The sequence below is a fragment of the Polaribacter glomeratus genome (assembly GCF_002954665.1).
GTDB classification, from domain to species: domain Bacteria; phylum Bacteroidota; class Bacteroidia; order Flavobacteriales; family Flavobacteriaceae; genus Polaribacter; species Polaribacter glomeratus.
This window is the reverse complement of record NZ_MSCM01000001.1, coordinates 2,343,224-2,364,853: the sequence shown is the minus strand read 5'-3', so window position 1 is coordinate 2,364,853 and position 21,630 is coordinate 2,343,224. Positions and strand designations below refer to the sequence as shown.

The window sequence follows — 21,630 nt, the reverse complement described above, 5'->3', positions numbered from 1 at the left end:
ATTCAAAATATCAAAAATGGATTGCGCTTCGGAAGAAAATCATTAAAAATAAAAAATAGAGTAAAATGAAAAAATATTTAATGTATTCAGGAATGTTAATAGCTGGTTTGTTTTTAGGTTGGATTCTTTTTGGGAATTCATCCGAAGAAAAAATAGCACATAATCACGCTGAAATGTCAGAAACTAATAAAATGTGGACGTGTTCTATGCATCCGCAGATTATGCAACCAGAAGCAGGCGATTGCCCAATTTGTGGTATGGATTTAATTCCTGCAGAAACGAGTGCAGACGGATTAATGGCAGATCAATTTAAGCTCACTAAAAATGCAATGGCCTTGGCAAATATTGAAACTTCTATGGTTGGTGAGGGTAAAATTGAAAATTCAGCGATGAAGTTGTCTGGTAAGATTGTGCCAAATGAAGAAGCAAATACGGTTCAAGTGAGTTATTTTTCTGGAAGAATTGAGCAATTAAATGTTAGTTTTACGGGTGAAGAAATACGTAAAGGCCAATTGTTGGCAACTATTTATTCGCCCGAATTATATGCTGCCCAACAAGAATTAATTACTGCAGTGTCTTTAAAAGAATCGCAACCTGCATTGTACAAAGCGGTGCGTAATAAACTAAAAATCTGGAAACTTTCTGAAAATCAGATTCAGCAGATTGAAACATCCGGAAAAGTAAAAGAAAATTTTCCTGTTTATGCAACAGTTTCAGGTACTGTATCAGAAAAATTAGTAGCACAAGGCGAATCAATTAAACAAGGTCAGGCTTTGCTTAAAATTGCGAATTTAAATACCGTTTGGGCTAATTTTGATGTGTATGAAAATCAAATTGAATTATTTAAAAAAGGTCAGGAAATTTCCATCACTTCTAAGGCCTATGTTGATAAAGAATTTAAGGCAACAGTAGCTTTTATTGATCCTGTTTTAGACACAAAAACACGAACTGTAAAATTGAGAGTGGTACTTAATAATACAGCAGGTTTTTTAAAACCAGGGATGTTTGTTGAAGGAAATATTAAAGGAATTACTTCGAGCAAAGAGCAGGTTTTAACGGTTCCGGCTTCAGCAGTTTTATGGACAGGAAAACGCTCTGTAGTGTATTTGAAAGTAAATCCGAAGGAGCCTATTTTTAAAATGCTTGAAGTTACTTTAGGAAATAAAGTTGGTGATTTTTATGAAATAGTAGAAGGATTAAATGCTGGTGATGAAATTGTAACAAATGGTACATTTACGGTGGATGCTGCTGCGCAATTGCAAGGTAAAAAGTCGATGATGAACAGAGATGGCGGAAAAACGACTACAGGTCACGAAGGCCATCTAGGAATGAATGAAACGACTTCTGTAAAAAATGAGAATCATTTGAATATGAATGAAAGAATGAGCGTTTCAAAGGATTTTCAGAATCAATTAAAAGCAGTTTTTAATGAATATATTAAATTAAAAGACGCTTTGGTAAAAGAGGATTCAAAAAAAGGAATAGCAGCATCAAAAAAACTTTTAGATAATTTGTCTAAAGTTGATATGAAACTATTAGAAAATAAAGATGTTCATACTCATTGGATGTCTTTAGAAAATGAAATAAAAACGGCGGCAAGTTCAATTTCAAACACATCAAACATTAAAGCGCAAAGAAATCATTTTAAGCATTTATCATCAAATTTAGCGAATGCTTTAGAGGTATTTGGAATTAATGAAAAGGTTTATCATCAATTTTGCCCTATGGCTGATGCTAATAAAGGCGCGTATTGGTTGAGTACAGAAGAAAAGGTAATCAATCCGTATTTTGGCGATGCAATGCTAACTTGCGGAGAAGTAAAACAAGTAATAGAGTACTAACAATTAAATTTAAAACAATGAAAAAAGTAATTTTAAGTTTAGCAGTAATTGCTGCTATAGCGTTTACAAGCTGTAAAAATGAAGCAAAAAATGAAACAAAAACAGAAACTACAGAGATGTCTAAAGACATGGCAATGACAGCTGTTTCTTTTGGAGTAAGAGGTAATTGCGGCATGTGTAAAAGCACAATTGAAAAAGCAGCAAATGCGGTTGAAGGCGTTTCTAATGCAACGTGGAGTGTAGATGAAAAGAAAATTGATGTTTCTTTTGATGAAAGCAAAACGGATATAATGGCAATTCACACTGCAATTGCAGCGTCTGGTTATGATACAGAAAATGTACCAGGAAACGAAGAAGCATATAAAAATTTGCCAGGATGTTGCAAATACAGTCATTCCATGAATATGAATATGATTGTTAAATAGGACAAATTACAAAAGCACAAAATTTAGATATCCGATTTTTTTTATAAATAGATATTAATATTTTGATTTTATTTTAAACTTTAAAAGAGTAATTAGAAATAGTTACTCTTTTTTGATGCGCTATATTATGTATAAATTAATAGTTGGTGAAAGTGAAACACTTTTAGAAATAGCAACGCGTGCAATGCAAACAATAATTTACTAAATTTACTTTTTTAAAATTCAATATTTATAATGAATAATAAGGCGTACACCATTTTTATAAGTTTTATAGTAGCATTAGGAGGATTTCTTTTTGGTTTTGATGCAGGGATCATTTCTGGTGTAATGTCTTTTGCGGGGCCTCAATTTAATTTAACTGAAATTCAATCTGGATGGGTGGTAAGCGCACCTTCTTTTGCGGCGATGTTTGCGATGTTATTTTCAGGAAGGATAAGTGATATTATTGGTAGAAAAAAAACACTCATTTTTGTAGCTTTCCTTTATGCAATTTCAGCTTTATTGTCTGCAATTGCACCTTCTTATGAAATGCTTTATATCGCAAGAATGATTGGTGGTTTGGCATTTGGAGCTGCTTTGGTGTTAGCACCAATTTATATTGCAGAGATTTCCACAGCAGAAAACAGAGGTAAGTTAGTTTCATTACAACAACTTAATATCGTTTTTGGTTTCTTTGCAGCATTTTTAAGCAACTACTTTTTTAATAAATACAATACAGCCGATAGTACATTTTTAACCGATGAAACCGTCTGGAGATGGATGTTGGGTGTAGAGTTAATTCCTGCATTGTTTTATTTTGTTTTATTATTCTTTGTACCAAAAAGTCCGCGTTGGTTGTACCTAAAAAAAAACTATGAAGAAGCAGAAAAAGTTTTAAACCAGATTCACGGTGTAGAAAGGGGGCGCGTAGAAATTGCATCCATAGAAAAGAATATACACGCTGATAAAAATAAATCAGATTTAAAAATAAAAGATTTATTAAAACCGTCCTTGCGTTTTATTTTAGTTATTGGTTTAGTTGTTGGTATTCTTCAGCAAATTACAGGTATTAACGCAGTCTATTTTTATGCAACATCTATCTTTAAGCAAACTGGTATTGGTACAGATGCTGCTTTTTCATCAGGAGTTTTATTAAGTACTATTTCTGTAATTTTTACTTTTCTTGCAATCTATTTAATTGATAGAATGGGCAGGAGACCTTTGTTATTAATTGGTACAGCAGGTATTGCAGTAAGTTTATTGTTGTGTGCATATAGTTTTAATAATGCGACCTATCAATTATCCATCGAAAAAATTAATCAATTTGAGTTTGCAGAATCTCAGAAATTAGTACCCCTTGCAGATAAAATTTATGAGAATGATCTTGATTTTAAAAACGAAATAAAAGCTGTTTTAGGAAATCAAGTTTATAGTAAAAACGATGGCGAAATTTTAGAGGCTGCCACAAATATAAATGCAAATCTAGTTTTAATAGGAATTTTAGGTTTTATCGCATGTTTTGCATTTTCATTAGGTCCTGTAATGTGGGTGTTGTTATCAGAATTATATCCAATAAAGTATAGAGGAATCGCTATTGGCGTTATTGCTTTTATAAATTCTTTAATAAGTTCGATTGTACAATTAGTTTTTCCGTGGGAAATCTCTAATTTAGGAAATGCATTAACTTTCTTTTTGTTTGGTGCAGTTGCTGTAATTGGCTTTTTTGTGATGTTAAAGATAGTACCGGAAACAAAGGGGAAATCTCTGGAAGAGTTAGAAAGGGAGTTGGTTAAAGATTATTAAAGTGATGCAAACTTGATTGTTTTTTGATTGATAAAAAAGTTACTTTTTCATTTTAGAAGCAACTTTAAAGAATGAATGTTGAAATAGCGTATATTTATATTCCTTTAAATAAATATGAATAAATTAATTTTTTCTTGCTTTTTAGCACTCTTTACAACTCTTATTTACTCGCAAAAAGATTCTTTAGAGTTGGGCGATAGCTATGCCGATGATCAAATTTATGCAGCTATTACCTATGCACAATTTAGTAATCAGCCTTCAAGTATTACAAGAAGCAGATTTTCTTACGCATTCTCAATAGGTTTTTTAAAAGATTTTATTCTTAATGAAAAAGGGACTATTTCATTTGCAGCCGGAGTTGGTTATGGCTACGATTTTTTTAACCACGAATTAAAAGTATCAGAAATAAATAATAATACATTTTTTGATACATCAGCAAATACGAGTTCTAATGTCTTTAAATCTCATAATTTAGAGTTTCCTTTAGAAATTAGATGGAGAACCTCGAACGCTAAAAAATATGATTTTTGGCGAATTTACACAGGTGTAAAATTTTTATATAATGTATCTAACACTTTTCAGTTTACAGAAAATGCCACAGATTTTAAGTATAAAAATGTTTCTGCATATCGAAAATTACAATATGGTTTAACATTTTCCGCGGGTTATACAGAGTTTAACGCGTATCTTTTTTATAGCTTAACTCCTGTTTTTGAAAATGCAACCATTAATGGCGAAAACATCAATACGCAAATCTTAAAATTTGGATTGATTTTCTATATTTTATAAAAGGTAATACATACTTAAAGAGGATAAAACACCTGCAAAAAAACCAATATAAATTTCTTTTGTTGTGTGTGCCCTTAGGTTTAATCTAGCGGATGCTACTAAACCCGAAAGTAAAAATAGGAGTATAATTATAATTAAAAAGGGTTGTGAATAAAGGTTGCTCAAAATCATAAAAAAACCAATAGGGATTCCTAATGAAAACATGTGCAAACTAGCTTTTATTTTAAAGTAAAAAAGTAAGTAAACAATGAATAAGCCTAAAGAGGTTGCGTAAAAAAGTAAGCCTAAATCTTTTAAATGTGCAATAGTATTTAACGTATTTCCTAGCACATAAAACAAAGTAACCATTAAAGCAACTGGCAGTTTTCGTTCTTTTATACTTTCCGTTTGATAGTTTTCTATAATTTTTAATTTTTTAAAAACAGCTAAAATAAGTAACGGAATTAAATAAGTTACCACAAAAATCAGACTTAAAATAATAAGTTTTTGATTGCTTATAAAATTAGTTGGAATCAATAAAAAATACAACATTACTACAATTGTAGGCAGTACAATTGGATGTAAAATTACAGATATGAATTTATAAAAATGCACTAGATTTCTTTTCGTAAACGTGCCACAGGCAAATCTAATTGCTCACGGTATTTGGCAATAGTTCTTCTTGCTATTGGGTATCCTTTTTCTTTTAAAATTGCCGCTAATTTTTCATCTGTTAAAGGCTTTCTTTTATTCTCTTCGGTAATAACGGTTTCTAAAATTTTCTTAATTTCTTTGGTTGATACATCTTCTCCTTGGTCATTTTTCATAGACTCAGAAAAGAATTCTTTGATTAATTTTGTGCCATACGGTGTAGAAACATATTTACTATTTGCAACTCTGGAAACCGTAGAAACATCCATTTTTATTTGATCTGCAATATCTTTTAAAATCATTGGTTTTAACTTGCGTTCATCACCTGTTAAAAAATAATCGTATTGATAATGCATGATCGAATTCATCGTAACTAAAAGCGTTTGCTGACGTTGTTTTATGGCGTCTATAAACCATTTTGCAGAATCTAATTTTTGTTTGATAAAAAACACAGCATCTTTTTGCGATTTACTTTTTACAGTAGATTCTTGATACCCTTTTAACATATTATTATATTCTCTAGAAATATGCATTTCGGGCGCATTTCTTGAGTTTAGAGTTAAATCTAGTTCGCCATCTAAAATTTTAATCGAAAAATCAGGAACAATTTGTTCTGCAATTTTGTTGTTACCAGCGTATGAACTCCCTGGTTTTGGATTTAATCGCGATATTTCTGTGTTCACTTCTTTTAACTCAGCTTCAGAAATACTGTACTTTTCTTGAAGCTTTTTGTAATGTTTTTTCACAAAATGATCAAAGGCATTTTCTAAAATATCAATGGCTAAACTTCTAATTTTATTTTTATCCTTTGCTTTTAATTGAATGATTAAACACTCTTTTAAATCTCTTGCGCCAACCCCAATTGGATCCAAATTTTGAACCACTTTTCTTAAAACAGCCAACACTTTTTCTTCGGATGTAAAAACGTTTGCGGTAAAAGCTAAATCATCTACTAAATCAATAATTTCTCTTCGTATATAGCCACTATCATCTATGCTACCAACTAAAAATTCTGCAATTGCACGTTCTTCGTCATTAAAATTAAACGTATTTAGTTGATTTTTTAAAGACTGATGAAAACTCGTTCCAGCTGCATACGGCACATTTTTTTCTTCATCATCCGCAGAATAGTTATTGGCTTGCGTTTTATAACTTGGTGTTTCATCATCACTCAAATACTCATCAATATTAATGTCATCTGCATCAATTTTTTCATTTCCAGCATCATCATCGTCATCAAACTCGTTAGATAAATCATCATCTATAGATTCTGAATCATCTTTGCCCGTATCTAGCGCCGGATTTTCTTCAATTTCTTGTTTCAAACGTTCTTCAAAAGCTTGTGTAGGCAATTGAATTAACTTCATCAACTGTATTTGTTGTGGAGATAATTTTTGTAAGAGTTTGTATTGTAAACTTTGCTTTAGCATAGATTTAAATGTACGAAAATTCTATTTTAAAATTCAGCATTTTGCGGTGTTCTTGGAAAAGGAATAACGTCTCTAATATTACTCATCCCGGTTGTAAATTGCACCAAACGTTCAAAACCTAAGCCAAAACCAGAGTGCACTGCTGTTCCGTATTTACGCAAATCTAAATACCACCACAATTCTTTTTCGTCGATATTCATTGCTTTCATTTTTTCAACCAAAACGTCATAACGCTCTTCTCTTTGCGCTCCACCAACAATTTCTCCAATTCCTGGAAACAAAACATCCATAGCTCTTACCGTTTTTCCGTCATCATTTAAACGCATATAAAATGCTTTAATATTTGCAGGGTAATCAAATAAAATTACTGGACATTTAAAATGTTTTTCAACCAAATAACGCTCGTGTTCAGATTGTAAATCTGCTCCCCATTCGTTAATTAGGTACTGAAATTTCTTCTTTTTATTAGGTTTCGAATTTCTTAAAATATCGATTGCTTCGGTATAAGAAACACGTTTAAAATTATTATCAGCAACAAAACGTAATTTCTCTAACAAACTCATTTCACTGCGTTCTGCTTGAGGTTTACTTTTATCTTCTTGGGTTAAACGCTCATCTAAAAATGCTAAATCATCTTTACAGTTTTTTAAAATATCATTAATAACAGACTTTATAAAATCTTCTGCTAAATCCATATTGCCATCTAAATCCATAAAAGCAACTTCTGGCTCAATCATCCAAAATTCTGCTAAATGACGGGTTGTGTTTGAGTTTTCTGCTCTAAAAGTGGGTCCAAAAGTATAAGCTTTACCTAAAGCCATTGCAAAAGTTTCTGCTTCTAATTGACCAGAAACCGTTAAGTTGGTTTCTTTACCAAAAAAGTCTTTAGAATAGTCAATTTTGCCGTCTTCAGTTAACGGCGCTTTGTTGTCTTCAAAATTTGTAACTCTAAACATCTCTCCTGCACCTTCTGCATCCGAACCGGTAATAATTGGCGTGTTTACGTAGTTAAAATCATTTTCTTGAAAGTATTTATGAACTGCAAAAGATAGTTTAGAGCGCACACGCATTACAGCACTAAAAGTGTTTGTTCTAACACGTAAATGTGCATTTTCTCGTAAAAATTCGAAACTATGTTTTTTAGGCTGAATAGGATATTCTTCTGGATTACAATCTCCTAAAATTTCAATTTTAGAAACTTGTACTTCAACCGATTGACCTTTTCCTTGGCTTTCTACAATTGTGCCTTTTATAGCAATTGCCGCGCCAGTTGTAATTCTTTTTAAAGTAGTTTCATCGGTGTTTTCAAAGTCGATAACACATTGTATATTGTTTAAAGTTGAGCCATCATTTAAAGCAATAAACCGATTACTTCTAAATGTTCTTACCCAACCTTTTAATTCTACTTCTTGTAAAACTGAATCCGATTTTAAAATTTCGGCAACGTTTTTATGTGTCATCTTTTTTTTGTTTGATTTTCTACTAAATGTATATACTGAAACGTAAAGATACTTTTTTGCAACAAATTGCGCAATTATCAAATGTCAATAAAAGTATAAAGTTATATGGCGCTCTAAATCAGTTAAAATGATATCTATTTTTTTATATTTATAAAAATTTTCAATACATATTATGAAAAAGAACAATAAAATACCTTTTAAAAGAATTTTACAACAACTTAATGCAGATTTAATAGGGAAAGATTCTTATAGAGGTGTAACGCTAACATACGCTTGGTTGGCAAACCAGTTTGGGCATATCTCATTAGGGTTTATACCTACTTTTTTAGTGTATTATTTTTTACATACATCAGTGTTAAAATCAGCTTTATATGTTGCTATTTTTTGGTCTTTATTTGAATTGTATAATTTTTTAGGACCTTTGTTAAGTAAAAGAAAATCAAATACTGATGTTCTTTCCAATCAGCCAAAAAAGACTTATGTTTTTAAGCCTAGATGGTTTAATGTTGCTTTTGATACGTTTACAGATGTTTGTTTTTTTACCTTAGGTTGTTTTTTGTTCGCTTTCTGTATCCTTAAGTTAGATGATAATGATATACTAATTGTCCTTTCTATTTTAGGTCTTTATCTAGCATTTGCTACTAGGTATTGGTATGTTACCAAAATGTATCAATTTTATGCAAGATTTCCTTTTCAATTTAGATTAAGTCAATGGAATTTTAATATCAATGCTTCGGATAAACTAAAAGTTGAGAACTTTTTATCAGCAAAAACAAACGGAAATCATTTATTAATTTTTGGGTCTTTAGGTGCAGGAAAAACAAGTTTAGGTGTTGGAATGTTAAATGAATTAAGTATACAAAATAATAGTTGCTTATATGTAAATGCTATAAAAATGTTTAATTATTTTTTTAAGGAGGAAGGCGATTTAGTAAGCGCTTATGAAATCTGGAATTGGAAAACTGCTAATTTTTTAATGATTGATGACATAAACCCCAGTGAACCTATACAAGATGAATTAATTTCGCCAACAAAACTTTTAAGTTTCATAGACACACTAAAGCCCGAAAATCAAAAAAATAGAGAAACACTCAAAAATAAGAATATAATTTGGGTTTTAGGAAGTAAGCAATCTTTGGATGAAAGTCATGTTGATGAATGGAAAGATATGTTGCTAAAAATTGGAATAGAACAACATAAAATTGCAACCATAAACTTATAAAATATAATTATCGTGCGCAAAACTAATTAAGTGCGGTAAGCTTTTAACATCAAATCTTTTGTAAAGAGGAATCATTCTTTTTTCAATTGCAGATTGACTAACATTTAATTTATCAGCAATTTCTTTAAAAGCATAGCCTTTAGCTGCTAACTCTAATGCTTCTTTTTCTTTTCTTGAAATTGCTAATTGGTTAAATAATTGTTCATTCAACGTTTCTTCAAATCCAGAAGTTTCTGGCCCAAATGCTGCATATTGCATAATATTGCCTAATTTTCTTGAATGAATTTTTTCTGATATACCAATTAATTCTAAAATTGTACCATCCATAGATTTATAGACACCTACTCTTGAAAATATTGGAATAATTTCTCCGTTTTTATGAATTTTTTCTACTTCAATAGTAAAACTATATTTATTTAAATCTTCTTTAATGTCTTTTAAATATTGTAAACTTTTGTCATTTAATTCGTTAGAGAAGTTTGAGTGTCTTTTAGAGGTTGAGCTAACAATTTTTAATAAAGTAATTTCTTCATCTTTATAACCCAACATGTCTTCCCAACCATTTGCAAATAGCATTCTGTTTTTCTCAAAAGAGTAGATGTAGACTGCTTGGCCAACAAACTGTGCTATTTTCTCTTTGTATTCTTTGTAAAAATCATCGGTAGCATCAAAAGGAATATTTGACACTCTTTCTCTAGTATATTTACCAAATTGATTTTTCATTTAACGAAAATAACATAAAACTGCGTATAAACACAGTTGACAACACCTTAAATATAAGTTATCTTTGTAAAATAAATGTTATTGAAAAAGTGAAAGTATATTGAACAAGAGAAAGTAAAAAAATTCGCTATGAAAAAGAATTTATAAAAACTTTGCTTCTTATTAAAATCCTTTTATTCCCCCGGCCTAAATCAGTAAAAAAACCTTTACCAACTTTCTAAGTGGTAAAGGTTTTTTTTATTCCTCATTCATTTCCTCTTTCGGAGGAATAATTTTTATCGATGGTTCTTTAAAATCTTTTTTGTTAGCAATTTTCTTTTCAAAGGTTAATAACAAAGAAGGCAATAAAAGTAAGTTTGATACCATTGCTAATAATAAAGTTACAGAAACTAAGCCTCCCAATGCAATTGTACCACCAAAACTAGAAAGTGTAAACACTAAAAAGCCAAAGAATAATACTATTGATGTGTAAAACATACTAACTCCTGTTTCTCGCAAAGCAGCGTAAACAGACGGTTTAATTTTCCATTTGTTGGCCATTAATTCCTGCCTATACTTGGCTAAAAAGTGAATAGTATCATCCACAGAAATACCAAAAGCAATACTAAAAACTAAGATGGTAGACGGTTTTATAGGGATGTCTAAAAAGCCCATTAAGCCTGCGGTAATTAATAAAGGTAACATATTTGGTATCAAAGAAATTAAAATCATTTGTGGTGACCTAAACATCCAAGCCATAAATAGTGCAATCAAAATAATAGCCAATGATAAAGAAAAAACTAAATTATTGATTAAATAATTAGTTCCTTTTATAAAAACCAATGCTTTACCCGTTAATGTAACCGTGTACTTATCCGAAGGAAATTCCTTATCGATTACCGCTTTTAATCGTTCTTGAATAACATCCATTTTGTCTGTACCAATATCTTTCATAAAGGTAGTTATTCTTGCATAACGTCCGGTAGAATCTACAAAATTCTTGAGCATTCCTGCTTCGCTATTCGAGTTTTTCGTGTACGAAAAAATATAACTTTGTTCTTGATTTGTTGGTAATTGGTAATATTTAGGATTCCCTTTGTAGTACGCTTGTTTAGAGTATTTTACCAAGTTTACAACAGAGATGGGTTTTGATAATTCAGGAAAGGTTTCTATCGCTTCATTAATTTTATCCATCTTTTTTAAAGTGGATAATTTCATGACGCCTTTTTCCTTTTTTGTGTCAATTAAAATTTCAAGAGGCATAATTCCGCCAAACTCTTTTTCGAAGAATTTAATGTCTTTATAAAAGCCCATACTTTTAGGCATGTCTTCAATTAAACTTCCAGAAACTTTAATTTGATAAACGCCAATAATTCCTAAAATAATAACAACTACAGATGCTATATAGATTGTAATTCGTTGCTCTTTTACCATTCTTTCCATCCAATTTACCACATTTTCAATCCATCTTCTTTCGAGATGATTTAAATGTTTCTTTTTTGGAAGCGGCATAAAACTGTAAATAATAGGAATAATTAATAGTGCTAAAATAAAAATACTAATAATGTTCACAGAAGCTAAAATTCCGAATTCACGTAATAAATCACTTTTAACAAAAATAAAAGTTGCAAAACCAGAAGCGGTTGTAATGTTAGTCATTAAAGTTGCATTTCCTATTTTGGAAATTACACGCTGTAAAGCTTTTGCTTGTTGACCATGTTTTTTAATTTCTTGCTGATACTTATTAATGAGAAAAACAGCATTTGGTACACCAATTACAATTATTAAAGGCGGAATTAATGCTGATAAAACAGTAATTTCATATCTAAATAAACCGATGAAACCAAAAGCCCAAACAACACCAATTAACACTACCAAAAGCGTAATAAAAGTAGCTCTAAAAGACCTAAAAAAGAAGAAGAAAATGATGGCGGTTATCCCTAAAGCCCCAACAACAAAAAGTATAATTTCATCTTGAATGTTTTGCGCATTTAGTGTTCTTATATAAGGCATACCAGAAACACGAACATCTACATTGTTCTCTTTTTCGAATTTTTCTATAGTCGGAATTAATTTATCAAAAATAAAATCTCTACGAGCTGGAGTATTAATAATCTCTTTTTTGATGTAAATAGCAGTTTGTAAAGTGCCTGTTTCTTTGTTAAAAAGTAAATTGTCGTAAAAAGGAAGCTTCTCAAAAAGCTGTTTCTTAATTTCTAGAACTTCTTCTTTGGTTGTTGGGTCTTCTTCGTACAAGGGCTCTAATACAAATTTTCTTTGTTTTCTGTCTGCTTTTAATTGTTTAACATCAGCAATAGAAATGGTGAAATCTATTTCGTCTAAGTTTTCAAATTCACGAACTAAATTATTCCATGCATTAAACTTTTTTGGCGTAAAGACAGTAGAATCTTTTATACCAAGAATTACCAAGTTGCCTTCTTCGCCAAAGATTTTAAGAAATTTATTGTATTCTAAATTGGCTTCATGGTTTTCTGGCAGCAAGTTTGCTTCTGTATATGAAAACTTCATATACTTCATTTGTGAAGCTAATAAGCCAGTAATGATTGCAATAATTATTAAAATTAAGTATCTGTTTCTTAAAATTATACCTGCAACTTTTGTCCAGAAATTCATTTATTTAATTTTGTGCAAAGTTAGTTAATTTGTAATGGTGGTTTAAATAAAAAGGAGTGTTTTGCAACACTCCTTGTATTTAGTAGGTTTTATTTGATTAAACTTTCATTATTTCCATCTCTTTTACAGAGAATTTATCGTCAATAGTTTTTACGTAAGTATCCGTTAATTTCTGAATTTCATCTTCTGCAATCTTTTTCATATCTTCAGAAATATCAACTTTTTTGATCTCGTTATTAGCGTCTTTACGTGCGTTTCTAATACCAACTTTTGCATGTTCTGCCTCTGCTTTTGCTTGTTTAGCTAAGCCAACTCTTCGCTCTTCTGTTAATGGTGGTACATTAATCATAATAACATCTCCATTATTCATTGGGTTAAAACCAAGATTAGCCAACATAATAGCTTTTTCTATAGTTTGTAACATACTTTTTTCCCATGGTTGAATGTTTAAAGTTCTTGGGTCTGGAGTGGTAACATTTGCAACCTGGCTTAATGGTGTTTGCGAACCATAATAATCTACCATAACCATACCCAACATTGCAGGTGTAGCTTTACTTGCTCTAATAGATCTTAATTCTTTTTCTAAATGCTCAATTGCATTTGACATTGCTTCTTTTGCAGTGTCTACTATAAATTCAATTTCGTCGTTCATCTTTTTAAATTTAAAGATTATGCTTTTAATTGTTTATGATTGTACCAATTTCTTCTCCAGAAACTAGTTTTACTAAGTTTCCTTCTTTATTCATGTCAAAAATAATAATTGGTAATTCGTTTTCTTGACTTAAAGTAAAAGCGGTCATATCCATCACTTTTAAACCTTTTGAAATTACATCTTTAAAGGTAATTGTTTCAAACTTAATGGCGTCTTTGTTTTTTTCAGGATCACTGTCATAAACACCATCAACTCTAGTTCCTTTTAAAATACAATCTGCATTAATTTCAATAGCTCTTAAAACAGCTGCTGTATCCGTAGTAAAATAAGGATTTCCAGTACCTGCGCCAAAAATAACAACACGTCCTTTTTCTAGATGTCTAATTGCTTTTCTTTTTATATAAGGCTCTGCAACTTCTTTAATTTCAAGAGCAGTTTGCAAGCGTGTATGCACATCTTCATCCTCAAGAGCGCTTTGTAATGCTAATCCGTTTATTACGGTAGCAAGCATTCCCATGTGATCTCCTTGCACACGATCCATGCCATTACTTGCGCCAGCAACACCTCTAAAAATATTTCCGCCACCAATAACAATAGCAACTTCAATACCTTTTTCTACAACTTCTTTAATTTCTTTTGCGTATTCAGCAAGACGTTTTGGATCTATACCATATTGTCTGTCGCCCATTAGAGCTTCTCCACTTAATTTTAAAAGAATTCTTTTATATTGCATTTAGTATGTTGTTTGAAAATTCCCTTTTGGGAATAAAGTTGAGCAAAATTACGGAATTTTTTTATTTTTTAGAAATTCAGCGTTATTGTTTTGATTTATAATTTTTTAAATAAAATGAAAATGCTGAAATAGAACCGTTTAAACCTTTGTAATATTCATACAAATTGATTAATTTTGCAGTCGATTTTTTAAGAACTATACATAATAAGAAATGAATATTACAAAAGAAAACGTAGACGCATTAAATGCAGTTGTAAAAATTGATATTGTTGCTGATGATTATCAAGCAAAAGTAGCTGATTTGTTAGCAGATTATCGTAAAAAAGCAGATATTCCTGGTTTTAGAAAAGGCCACGTGCCAATGGGAATGATCAAAAAGCAGTATGGTAAATCTATAATGATAGATGAGGTTAACAAACTTTTACAAAGTTCTTTAAATAAGTTTTTAGCAGATGAAAAATTAGAGATTTTAGGAAACCCTTTACCTAGAATGAAAGAGGATTTTAATTGGGACGCAGCTGTGTTCTCTTTTGAATTTGAAGTAGGTTTAGCGCCTACATTTGAAATCAATTTAAGCGAGAAAAACAAAATACAGCAGTATAAAATTGTCGCTACCGATGATTTAATAAACGAAGAAGTTAAAAACATTCAAACACGTTACGGAAATGTAAATGCTATTGATGAAGCTACTGAAAATGCTAGTGTAACAGGAACTTTTGTAAACGAAGAAAAAGAAATCAATAAAAAGGCTACTTTTTTAGTAAAAGATTTAAAAGGTAAGAAAAACGAAGCGAAAGTTATTGGTGCTAAGTTAGGTGATGTAATAGCGTTAGAAACTAAGAAATTATTTGAAGACGATCATAAATTACAGCAAATTTTAGGTGTTTCTCATGACGAAATTCATGATTTAGACATTACAGTTACTTTTACTGTTGAAGATATTACAACAACAGCACCAGCAGATTTAGACAAAGAGTTATTTGATAAATTATTTGCTGATGGAAGCGTTACTTCTGTAACAGAATTAAAAGAAAAAATTAAAGAAGACGCAGAAAAACAATTTCTACAACAAGGTGATCAGCAATTATTAAATGCTGTAACCGAGTATTTAGTAGAAAACACAAAATTTGATTTACCTGCAGATTTCTTAAAAAAATGGTTAGCAAATGCTGGCGAAAAGCCATTAAATGCTGCAGAAGCTACCGCAGAATACGAAAAATCAGAAAAAGGTTTACGTTACCAATTAATCGAAGGTAAGATTATGAAGGATAACGATATCAAAATTGATTATAAAGAATTGATCGACTATGCAAAAGGATTTATCCGCACGCAAATGGCTCAGTTTGGTAATATGAATCCAGAGGAAAAAGAATTAGAAGATATTGCTGGTAGAATTTTACAAAATCAAGAAGAAGCTCAAAAGTTGCAAGCGCAATTAATTAGTCATAAATTATTGGCTTTCTTTAAGGAGAAAATCAGTTTTAAAACAAAGGAAGTTTCTTACGAGGAATTTATTAAAGAAGTTTATAAATAAACGTCATTGCGAGAAACGTAGTAATCTATTTATCAAATAATAGATTTCTTCTGATATTAATAATTCGCAGCGACAAAAAATCAAAACCTGAATTTTAAATTCAGGTTTTTTTGGCAAGTACATTAACAGAAAGGTAATAAATAGTTTCTTACCTTTACCAATCAAAATATTTAAAATAATCATCAATGGATTACGGAAAAGAGTTCGAAAAATATGCTACTAAACATCACGGAATTAGCAGCACTAGTTATACAAAAATTACAAGTAGTTTAACGCCATATATTATGGAAGAACGTCAAATGAACATCACTCAAATGGATGTTTTTTCACGTTTAATGATGGATAGAATTATCTTTTTGGGAACTGGTATTAACGATCAAGTTGCAAATATTATTCAAGCGCAATTGTTGTTTTTAGAAAGTGTAGATTCAAGCAAAGATATTTCTATTTACATCAATTCTCCCGGTGGTGGCGTGTATGCAGGTTTAGGGATTTATGACACAATGCAGTTTATAAAGCCAGATGTTGCAACAATTTGTACAGGAATGGCAGCTTCAATGGGTGCTGTTTTAATGTGTGCAGGTCAAAAAGGAAAACGTTCTGCTTTACCTCATTCTAGAATTATGATTCATCAGCCTTTAGGCGGTGCTCAAGGTCAGGCTTCGGATATGGAAATAACTGTAAGAGAAATTGGAAAGCTAAAAACTGAATTGTACGAAATTATTGCAAATCATTCTGGTCAAACTCTCGAAAAAGTGCACGCAGATTCTGATAGAGATTATTGGATGAAAGCAGATGAAGCAAAAGAGTATGGTATGATTGATGAAATCTTAGTTAGAAAGTAGTAAAGTATTTAGTTATTGGATTTTTAGCTGTTGGTAAGTATTTTGCCAAACAACTATTCGCCAGTAACCAAAAACCAGAGAATAATGGCAAAAGAAGAAATTTTAGAGTGTTCATTTTGTGGACGAAAAAAAGCAGAAACAGACTTGCTAATCGCAGGAATGGATGCTCATATTTGCGATAAATGCATTGAACAAGCGCATGGTATTGTAACAGAAGAAATATCTGATGTAAAATCGAGCAAATTGTCTAAAGACTTAATGCTTAAGAAGCCTTTAGAAATAAAGGAGTTTTTAGATCAATATATTATTGGTCAGGTAGAAACTAAAAGAGCAATGGCTGTTGCAGTTTACAATCATTACAAGCGTTTATTGCAAAAAGAGACAGATGACGAAGTAGAGATTGAAAAATCGAACATTATTTTAGTCGGTGAAACAGGAACAGGAAAAACATTAGTGGCAAGAACAATTGCAAAAATGTTAAATGTACCTTTTTCTATTGTAGATGCTACTGTTTTAACGCAAGCTGGTTATGTAGGTGAAGATGTAGAAAGTATTCTTAGCAGATTATTACAAGCTGCGGATTACGATGTAGAAAAAGCAGAAAAAGGAATTGTTTTTATTGATGAAATTGATAAAATTGCCAGAAAAGGCGATAATCCTTCCATTACTAGAGATGTTTCTGGTGAAGGTGTTCAACAAGCGTTGTTAAAATTATTAGAAGGTTCTGTGGTAAATGTGCCGCCAAAAGGAGGTAGAAAGCACCCAGAACAGAAGTTTATTGAAATAAATACCAAAGATATTTTATTTATTGCTGGTGGTGCTTTTTCAGGAATTGATAGAACAATTAGCAAACGTTTAAACAGGCAAGCTGTTGGTTTTGGCGCCTCTTTAGAAGGTAATAAAATTGATGAAGAAAATTTGTTACAATACATAACGCCTTTAGATTTAAAATCTTTTGGATTGATTCCAGAGATTATTGGTCGTTTACCAGTTTTAAGTTACATGAATCCTTTGGATGCAGAAACGTTAAGAGCAATTTTAACAGAACCTAAAAACTCAATTATAAAACAATATACAAAGTTGTTTTTGATGGATGAAGTTGCATTTACAATTGAAGAGGGTGCTTTAAACTATATTGTAAACAAAGCAATAGAATATAAATTAGGTGCAAGAGGTTTGCGTTCTTTATGTGAAGCAATTTTTACCGATGCAATGTTTGAGTTACCAAGTTCTAATGATAAAGAATTTAATGTAAACAAAGAATATGCAGAAGCTAAATTAACGAATACTACATTAAAGAAATTAAGAGCAGCTTCTTAAAATAACACATATTATACTAGACCTCAAAGGTTTTTAAACTTTTGAGGTTTTTTTATTTTATAAACTTTTGTATTAGAAATAATCAAAGTTCTAAACCTTATATTTGTTTACTTTTATCACATAAACTACATGATTTCTAGAAGTACCATAGACCGAATTTTCGAATCTGCGAGAGTAGAGGAGGTTATTGGTGAGTTTGTTCAGCTAAAAAAAGCAGGAAGTAATTTTAAAGGATTAAGTCCTTTTACAGACGAAAAATCACCATCATTTATGGTTTCTCCTGTAAAACAAATCTGGAAAGATTTCTCTACAGGAAAAGGAGGGAACTCAGTTTCTTTTTTAATGGAACACGAGCATTTTTCGTATCCCGAAGCTTTAAAATGGTTAGCCAAAAAATACAATATAGAAATTGAAGAAACAGAGCAATCTGATGAGCAAAAAGAGCAAACTAATGAACGAGAAAGTATGTTCTTGGTGTCTAATTTTGCAAAAGATTATTTTCATAATTTAATGCTCAACACAAACCAAGGGAAAGCCATCGGTTTGTCTTACTTTAAAGAACGTGGTTTTACAGATGAAACGATTAAAAAATTTCAGTTAGGATATTGTTTAGATGAATGGGATAATTTTACAAAAGCAGCTTTAGCAAAGGGCTATGATCTAAAATATTTAGCATCAACCGGTCTTTCAATAGTGAAAGAAAACAAACAGTTTGATCGTTTTAAAGGAAGAGTGTTATTTCCAATTCAGTCAATGTCTGGGCGTATTTTAGGTTTTGGTGGTAGAATTTTAACTGCGGATAAAAAAGCGGCTAAATATTTAAATTCTCCAGAAAGTGATATCTACCATAAAAGTAAAATTTTATACGGAATTTATCAAGCCAAAAAAGAAATTGCAAGACAAGATAATTGTTTTTTAGTGGAAGGATATACAGATGTTATTTCCTTTAATCAATCTGGCGTAGAGAATGTTGTGGCATCTTCAGGTACGGCTTTAACATCAGATCAAATACGATTAGTAAACAGATTAACAAAAAACATAACAGTACTTTTTGACGGTGATGCAGCCGGAATTAGAGCTTCCATTCGCGGAATAGATTTAATTCTAGAACAAGGAATGAATGTTAAAGTGGTTCAGTTTCCTGATGGAGAAGATCCAGATAGTTTTGCGAAATCACATACAAATGCTGAGTTAAAAGAATATCTAGAAACCTCAGCGCAAGATTTTATTAATTTTAAAGTATCGCTATTACTAAAAGATTCTAATAACGATCCTATAAAAAAAGCAACCGTAATTAGAGATATTGTAACAAGTATTTCTAAAATTCCGGATGGAATTCAAAGAGAAGTATACGTACAAGAATGTTCAAGAATCATGGATATTTCTGAGCGCGTATTATTTAGTGAGTTAGCGCAGTTACTAAAAAAAGAGGCTACTCAAAGAAATAAACCAAGTTCTAACTATACTAATAATGCAGATCCAAATGAGCCGCCTGCAGAATATTTTTATGAGCAAGAGCAATCTTCAATGGCACTTGTTAAAGGTGTGCAAATATCTTCTCAAAAAGTAGATCAACTATCAATTCTAGAAAATGAAATTATAAAGATTTTGTTATTGTATGGTAATGAAGAGGTAGATTTTTCTGAAGAAGTTAGTAACATTGATGAAGACGGAAAAGAAACTTTTTCAAACAGAAAGTATCAAAACTTAGTTTGTGCAGAAATTTATTTACACTTACAAGAAGATGAAATAGAATTTACAAATCCTCTTTTTCAAGAAATTTATACAGAAATGATTCATCAGTTAAATCAATCTGAAAAATTAGAAATAGATAAATTTATTAATAACAAAAATTTAGATATTGCAACTACAGTTACTTCTATTTTAATGGATGAAGAAAAGTACCAATTAAGCAACTGGGGCGGTAAAAGTATTGAGGTTAAGTCTGCTTTTGAAGTATTGCCAAAAGCGGTTTCTGATGTAATTTATAATTTACGCAGAATTTTAATTGATAGGTTGGTAGATGAGTTTTTAGTACAAGGTAAAGAATACACAAATGAGGAAAAAGAGGAGATTATGAGTTATAATTCGTTAAGAATTCGACTTTCAGAGAAACTAAAAAGAGTCGTTTAGTTGCCGTATTTTTTTTTAGAATACATAGTTAGCTTTTTTTCTTGTTTAGTACCTTTTTAGCAAAAAACTCATAAAAATTTAAGATAAAGTTAGGTTTTACTTCGTTAGACATTTTTTTAAAGTACTTTTGCAGGCGAAAAAGAAAAAACCAAAACTATGAAAAGAGTATTTGAAATTTTAAAGATTGTTGCATTACTGCTTAGATTGCCTTTAGATATTTCTAATGGTTCAAAAAAAAGTGCTTCTGTTAAAATTAAAAAGTTAATGATTAATGCTCGATTATTGTAAAATGTTTAAGTTGTTAAGGTTCGTTTTTTAAAGTAATTTTCTCATTTTTAACTATCTATATTTTAACCTGATTTTAAAAAAGGGGGTTTTTCCCTTTTCTCTTTAAATCAAAGTTCTAATTTTTTTTGTACATTTGTCTTAAGAAAAAGAAACCTATGCATCATGAAAAGAACATTACAAATACTAAAAATCATTCAATTATTCATCTTTTTACCATTTGAAATTTCCAAAGGTTCTAAAAGAAGAGCTTATCAGAAAATTAAAAGAATGATGATTTCTGCAAACTTATTATAAAAAAGATACAGAAAGAAAAACGTCTTAGCTAATTATAGTTAAGACGTTTTTTTTTGCTCTACAATACTGGTTTACATAATTTTTTTTGGAATTTTGCAAACAGGTATTGCTAACATTTTATGTTGATTTATGGTGTTTAAACGCGTATAAATCTTAAGTACTTCCTTTTCTCTTCCAGAAAAATCAGCAGCAGTTTTACCTTTTTCTTTCATATTCATTGCCCATTCTAATTCATCGTAAGAAGCACCAATTTGATCTTCATCTGTTCTGCTATCGCCAAATAACCCATCTGTAGGTTGTGCTTTTTGTATGGAATTTGGTACACCTAAATAGGCTGCTAATTGATAGACTTCAGATTTCATTAAATCAGCAATCGGACTTAAATCTACGCCGCCATCGCCATATTTTGTGTAAAAACCAACACCAAAGTCTTCTACTTTATTTCCTGTTCCGGCAACTAATAATCCTTGTAAGCCAGCAAAATAATACAAAGTAGTCATTCTTAAACGTGCTCTTGTATTTGCCAAAGACAAATCTAACTTTTCAGAATGCGCTACACTTGGCAATACATTTTTAAAATCTTCAAAAGTTGAAGTTAAATCAACTCTTGCTTCAGAAACATTAGCAAAACGCTTTTTAAGTTGTGCAATATGTTCTTCTGCTCTAGAAACTTGACTTTCTGCTTGATGAATAGGCATTTCTACACATAAAGTTGGGTAACCTGTTTTTGCGCATAAAGTTGAGGTTAATGCAGAATCTATTCCGCCAGAAACACCAACTACAAATCCATTTACTTTTGCATTGGTTGCATACTCTTTTAACCAATTAATAATATATTCTGCTACTTTTTCGGTATTCATTGACAAACTATTTTAGTATTTTTATCGTTCTTAAATTGAGTTACTAAGATACGAAG

The 21,630-nt window shown here is 30.8% G+C and carries 19 protein-coding genes; 11 read left to right on the top strand and 8 right to left on the bottom strand.

Features of this window, described 5'->3' with window-relative positions; all coding sequences use genetic code 11:
* Positions 1-65: 65 nt before the first annotated feature.
* From BTO16_RS10020 to BTO16_RS10005, 4 genes are all read left to right on the top strand, one after another.
* Positions 66-1,841: an efflux RND transporter periplasmic adaptor subunit gene (locus BTO16_RS10020; RefSeq protein ID WP_105021435.1), complete on the top strand. Its 1,776-nt coding sequence runs from the start codon at positions 66-68 to the stop codon at positions 1,839-1,841.
* A 17-nt stretch (positions 1,842-1,858) separates the two neighbouring features.
* Positions 1,859-2,266: a heavy-metal-associated domain-containing protein gene (locus tag BTO16_RS10015; protein ID WP_105021434.1), complete on the top strand. Its 408-nt coding sequence runs from the start codon at positions 1,859-1,861 to the stop codon at positions 2,264-2,266.
* Between the two features lie 234 nt (positions 2,267-2,500).
* A complete protein-coding gene (locus BTO16_RS10010) occupies positions 2,501-4,048 on the top strand; it encodes a sugar porter family MFS transporter (protein ID WP_105021433.1) in 1,548 nt (515 codons plus the stop codon).
* A gap of 114 nt (positions 4,049-4,162) precedes the next feature.
* Complete coding sequence (locus BTO16_RS10005) at positions 4,163-4,837, top strand: porin family protein (RefSeq protein ID WP_105021432.1); 675 nt, start codon at positions 4,163-4,165, stop codon at positions 4,835-4,837.
* On the opposite strand, the gene BTO16_RS10000 is transcribed toward BTO16_RS10005, so the two are convergent.
* The 3 genes from BTO16_RS10000 to asnS form a co-directional block, all read right to left on the bottom strand.
* Positions 4,832-5,368: a hypothetical protein gene (locus BTO16_RS10000; RefSeq protein WP_105021431.1), complete on the bottom strand. Its 537-nt coding sequence runs from the start codon at positions 5,366-5,368 to the stop codon at positions 4,832-4,834. The two genes, BTO16_RS10005 and BTO16_RS10000, sit on opposite strands and share 6 nt — an antisense overlap.
* Before the next feature lie 62 nt (positions 5,369-5,430).
* Entirely contained in the window at positions 5,431-6,897 is a 1,467-nt protein-coding gene (gene rpoN, locus BTO16_RS09995; protein WP_105021430.1) for an RNA polymerase factor sigma-54, read from the bottom strand.
* Between the two features lie 26 nt (positions 6,898-6,923).
* A complete protein-coding gene (gene asnS, locus BTO16_RS09990; RefSeq protein WP_105021576.1) occupies positions 6,924-8,357 on the bottom strand; it encodes an asparagine--tRNA ligase in 1,434 nt (477 codons plus the stop codon).
* Positions 8,358-8,529: 172 nt separating this feature from the next.
* On the opposite strand from asnS, the gene BTO16_RS09985 reads away from it, so the two are divergent.
* Positions 8,530-9,579, top strand: coding sequence for an ATP-binding protein (locus tag BTO16_RS09985; protein ID WP_105021429.1), 1,050 nt, complete (start codon positions 8,530-8,532; stop codon positions 9,577-9,579).
* Here BTO16_RS09985 and BTO16_RS09980 read toward each other — a convergent pair.
* The 4 genes from BTO16_RS09980 to pyrH all read right to left on the bottom strand — a co-directional run bounded on the left by BTO16_RS09980 (position 9,574) and on the right by pyrH (position 14,300).
* A complete protein-coding gene (locus tag BTO16_RS09980; protein ID WP_105021428.1) occupies positions 9,574-10,302 on the bottom strand; it encodes a LuxR C-terminal-related transcriptional regulator in 729 nt (242 codons plus the stop codon). The two genes, BTO16_RS09985 and BTO16_RS09980, sit on opposite strands and share 6 nt — an antisense overlap.
* Before the next feature lie 237 nt (positions 10,303-10,539).
* Positions 10,540-12,915 (bottom strand): efflux RND transporter permease subunit, encoded by a 2,376-nt coding sequence (locus tag BTO16_RS09975; protein ID WP_105021427.1) that lies wholly within the window; start codon positions 12,913-12,915, stop codon positions 10,540-10,542.
* A 97-nt stretch (positions 12,916-13,012) separates the two neighbouring features.
* Positions 13,013-13,567, bottom strand: coding sequence for a ribosome recycling factor (gene frr, locus BTO16_RS09970; protein ID WP_105021426.1), 555 nt, complete (start codon positions 13,565-13,567; stop codon positions 13,013-13,015).
* 25 nt (positions 13,568-13,592) lie between these two features.
* Complete coding sequence (gene pyrH, locus BTO16_RS09965) at positions 13,593-14,300, bottom strand: UMP kinase (RefSeq protein WP_105021425.1); 708 nt, start codon at positions 14,298-14,300, stop codon at positions 13,593-13,595.
* 211 nt (positions 14,301-14,511) lie between these two features.
* On the opposite strand from pyrH, the gene tig reads away from it, so the two are divergent.
* The 6 genes from tig (at position 14,512) to BTO16_RS17970 (ending at position 20,714) form a co-directional block, all read left to right on the top strand.
* Positions 14,512-15,834, top strand: coding sequence for a trigger factor (gene tig / locus BTO16_RS09960; protein WP_105021424.1), 1,323 nt, complete (start codon positions 14,512-14,514; stop codon positions 15,832-15,834).
* Positions 15,835-16,019: 185 nt separating this feature from the next.
* Positions 16,020-16,679, top strand: a complete 660-nt coding sequence (gene clpP, locus BTO16_RS09950; protein ID WP_105021422.1) for an ATP-dependent Clp endopeptidase proteolytic subunit ClpP — start codon at positions 16,020-16,022, stop codon at positions 16,677-16,679.
* An 84-nt stretch (positions 16,680-16,763) separates the two neighbouring features.
* Positions 16,764-17,999 (top strand): ATP-dependent Clp protease ATP-binding subunit ClpX, encoded by a 1,236-nt coding sequence (gene clpX, locus BTO16_RS09945; RefSeq protein ID WP_105021575.1) that lies wholly within the window; start codon positions 16,764-16,766, stop codon positions 17,997-17,999.
* 129 nt (positions 18,000-18,128) lie between these two features.
* On the top strand, positions 18,129-20,132 hold the full coding sequence (dnaG, locus tag BTO16_RS09940) for a DNA primase (RefSeq protein ID WP_105021421.1): 2,004 nt from the start codon (positions 18,129-18,131) through the stop codon (positions 20,130-20,132).
* A 156-nt stretch (positions 20,133-20,288) separates the two neighbouring features.
* Positions 20,289-20,420: a hypothetical protein gene (locus tag BTO16_RS17975; RefSeq protein WP_262503042.1), complete on the top strand. Its 132-nt coding sequence runs from the start codon at positions 20,289-20,291 to the stop codon at positions 20,418-20,420.
* A gap of 162 nt (positions 20,421-20,582) precedes the next feature.
* On the top strand, positions 20,583-20,714 hold the full coding sequence (locus tag BTO16_RS17970; protein ID WP_262503041.1) for a hypothetical protein: 132 nt from the start codon (positions 20,583-20,585) through the stop codon (positions 20,712-20,714).
* Positions 20,715-20,785: 71 nt separating this feature from the next.
* On the opposite strand, the gene nadE is transcribed toward BTO16_RS17970, so the two are convergent.
* On the bottom strand, positions 20,786-21,574 hold the full coding sequence (nadE, locus tag BTO16_RS09935; RefSeq protein ID WP_105021420.1) for an NAD(+) synthase: 789 nt from the start codon (positions 21,572-21,574) through the stop codon (positions 20,786-20,788).
* Positions 21,575-21,630 lie beyond the last annotated feature (56 nt).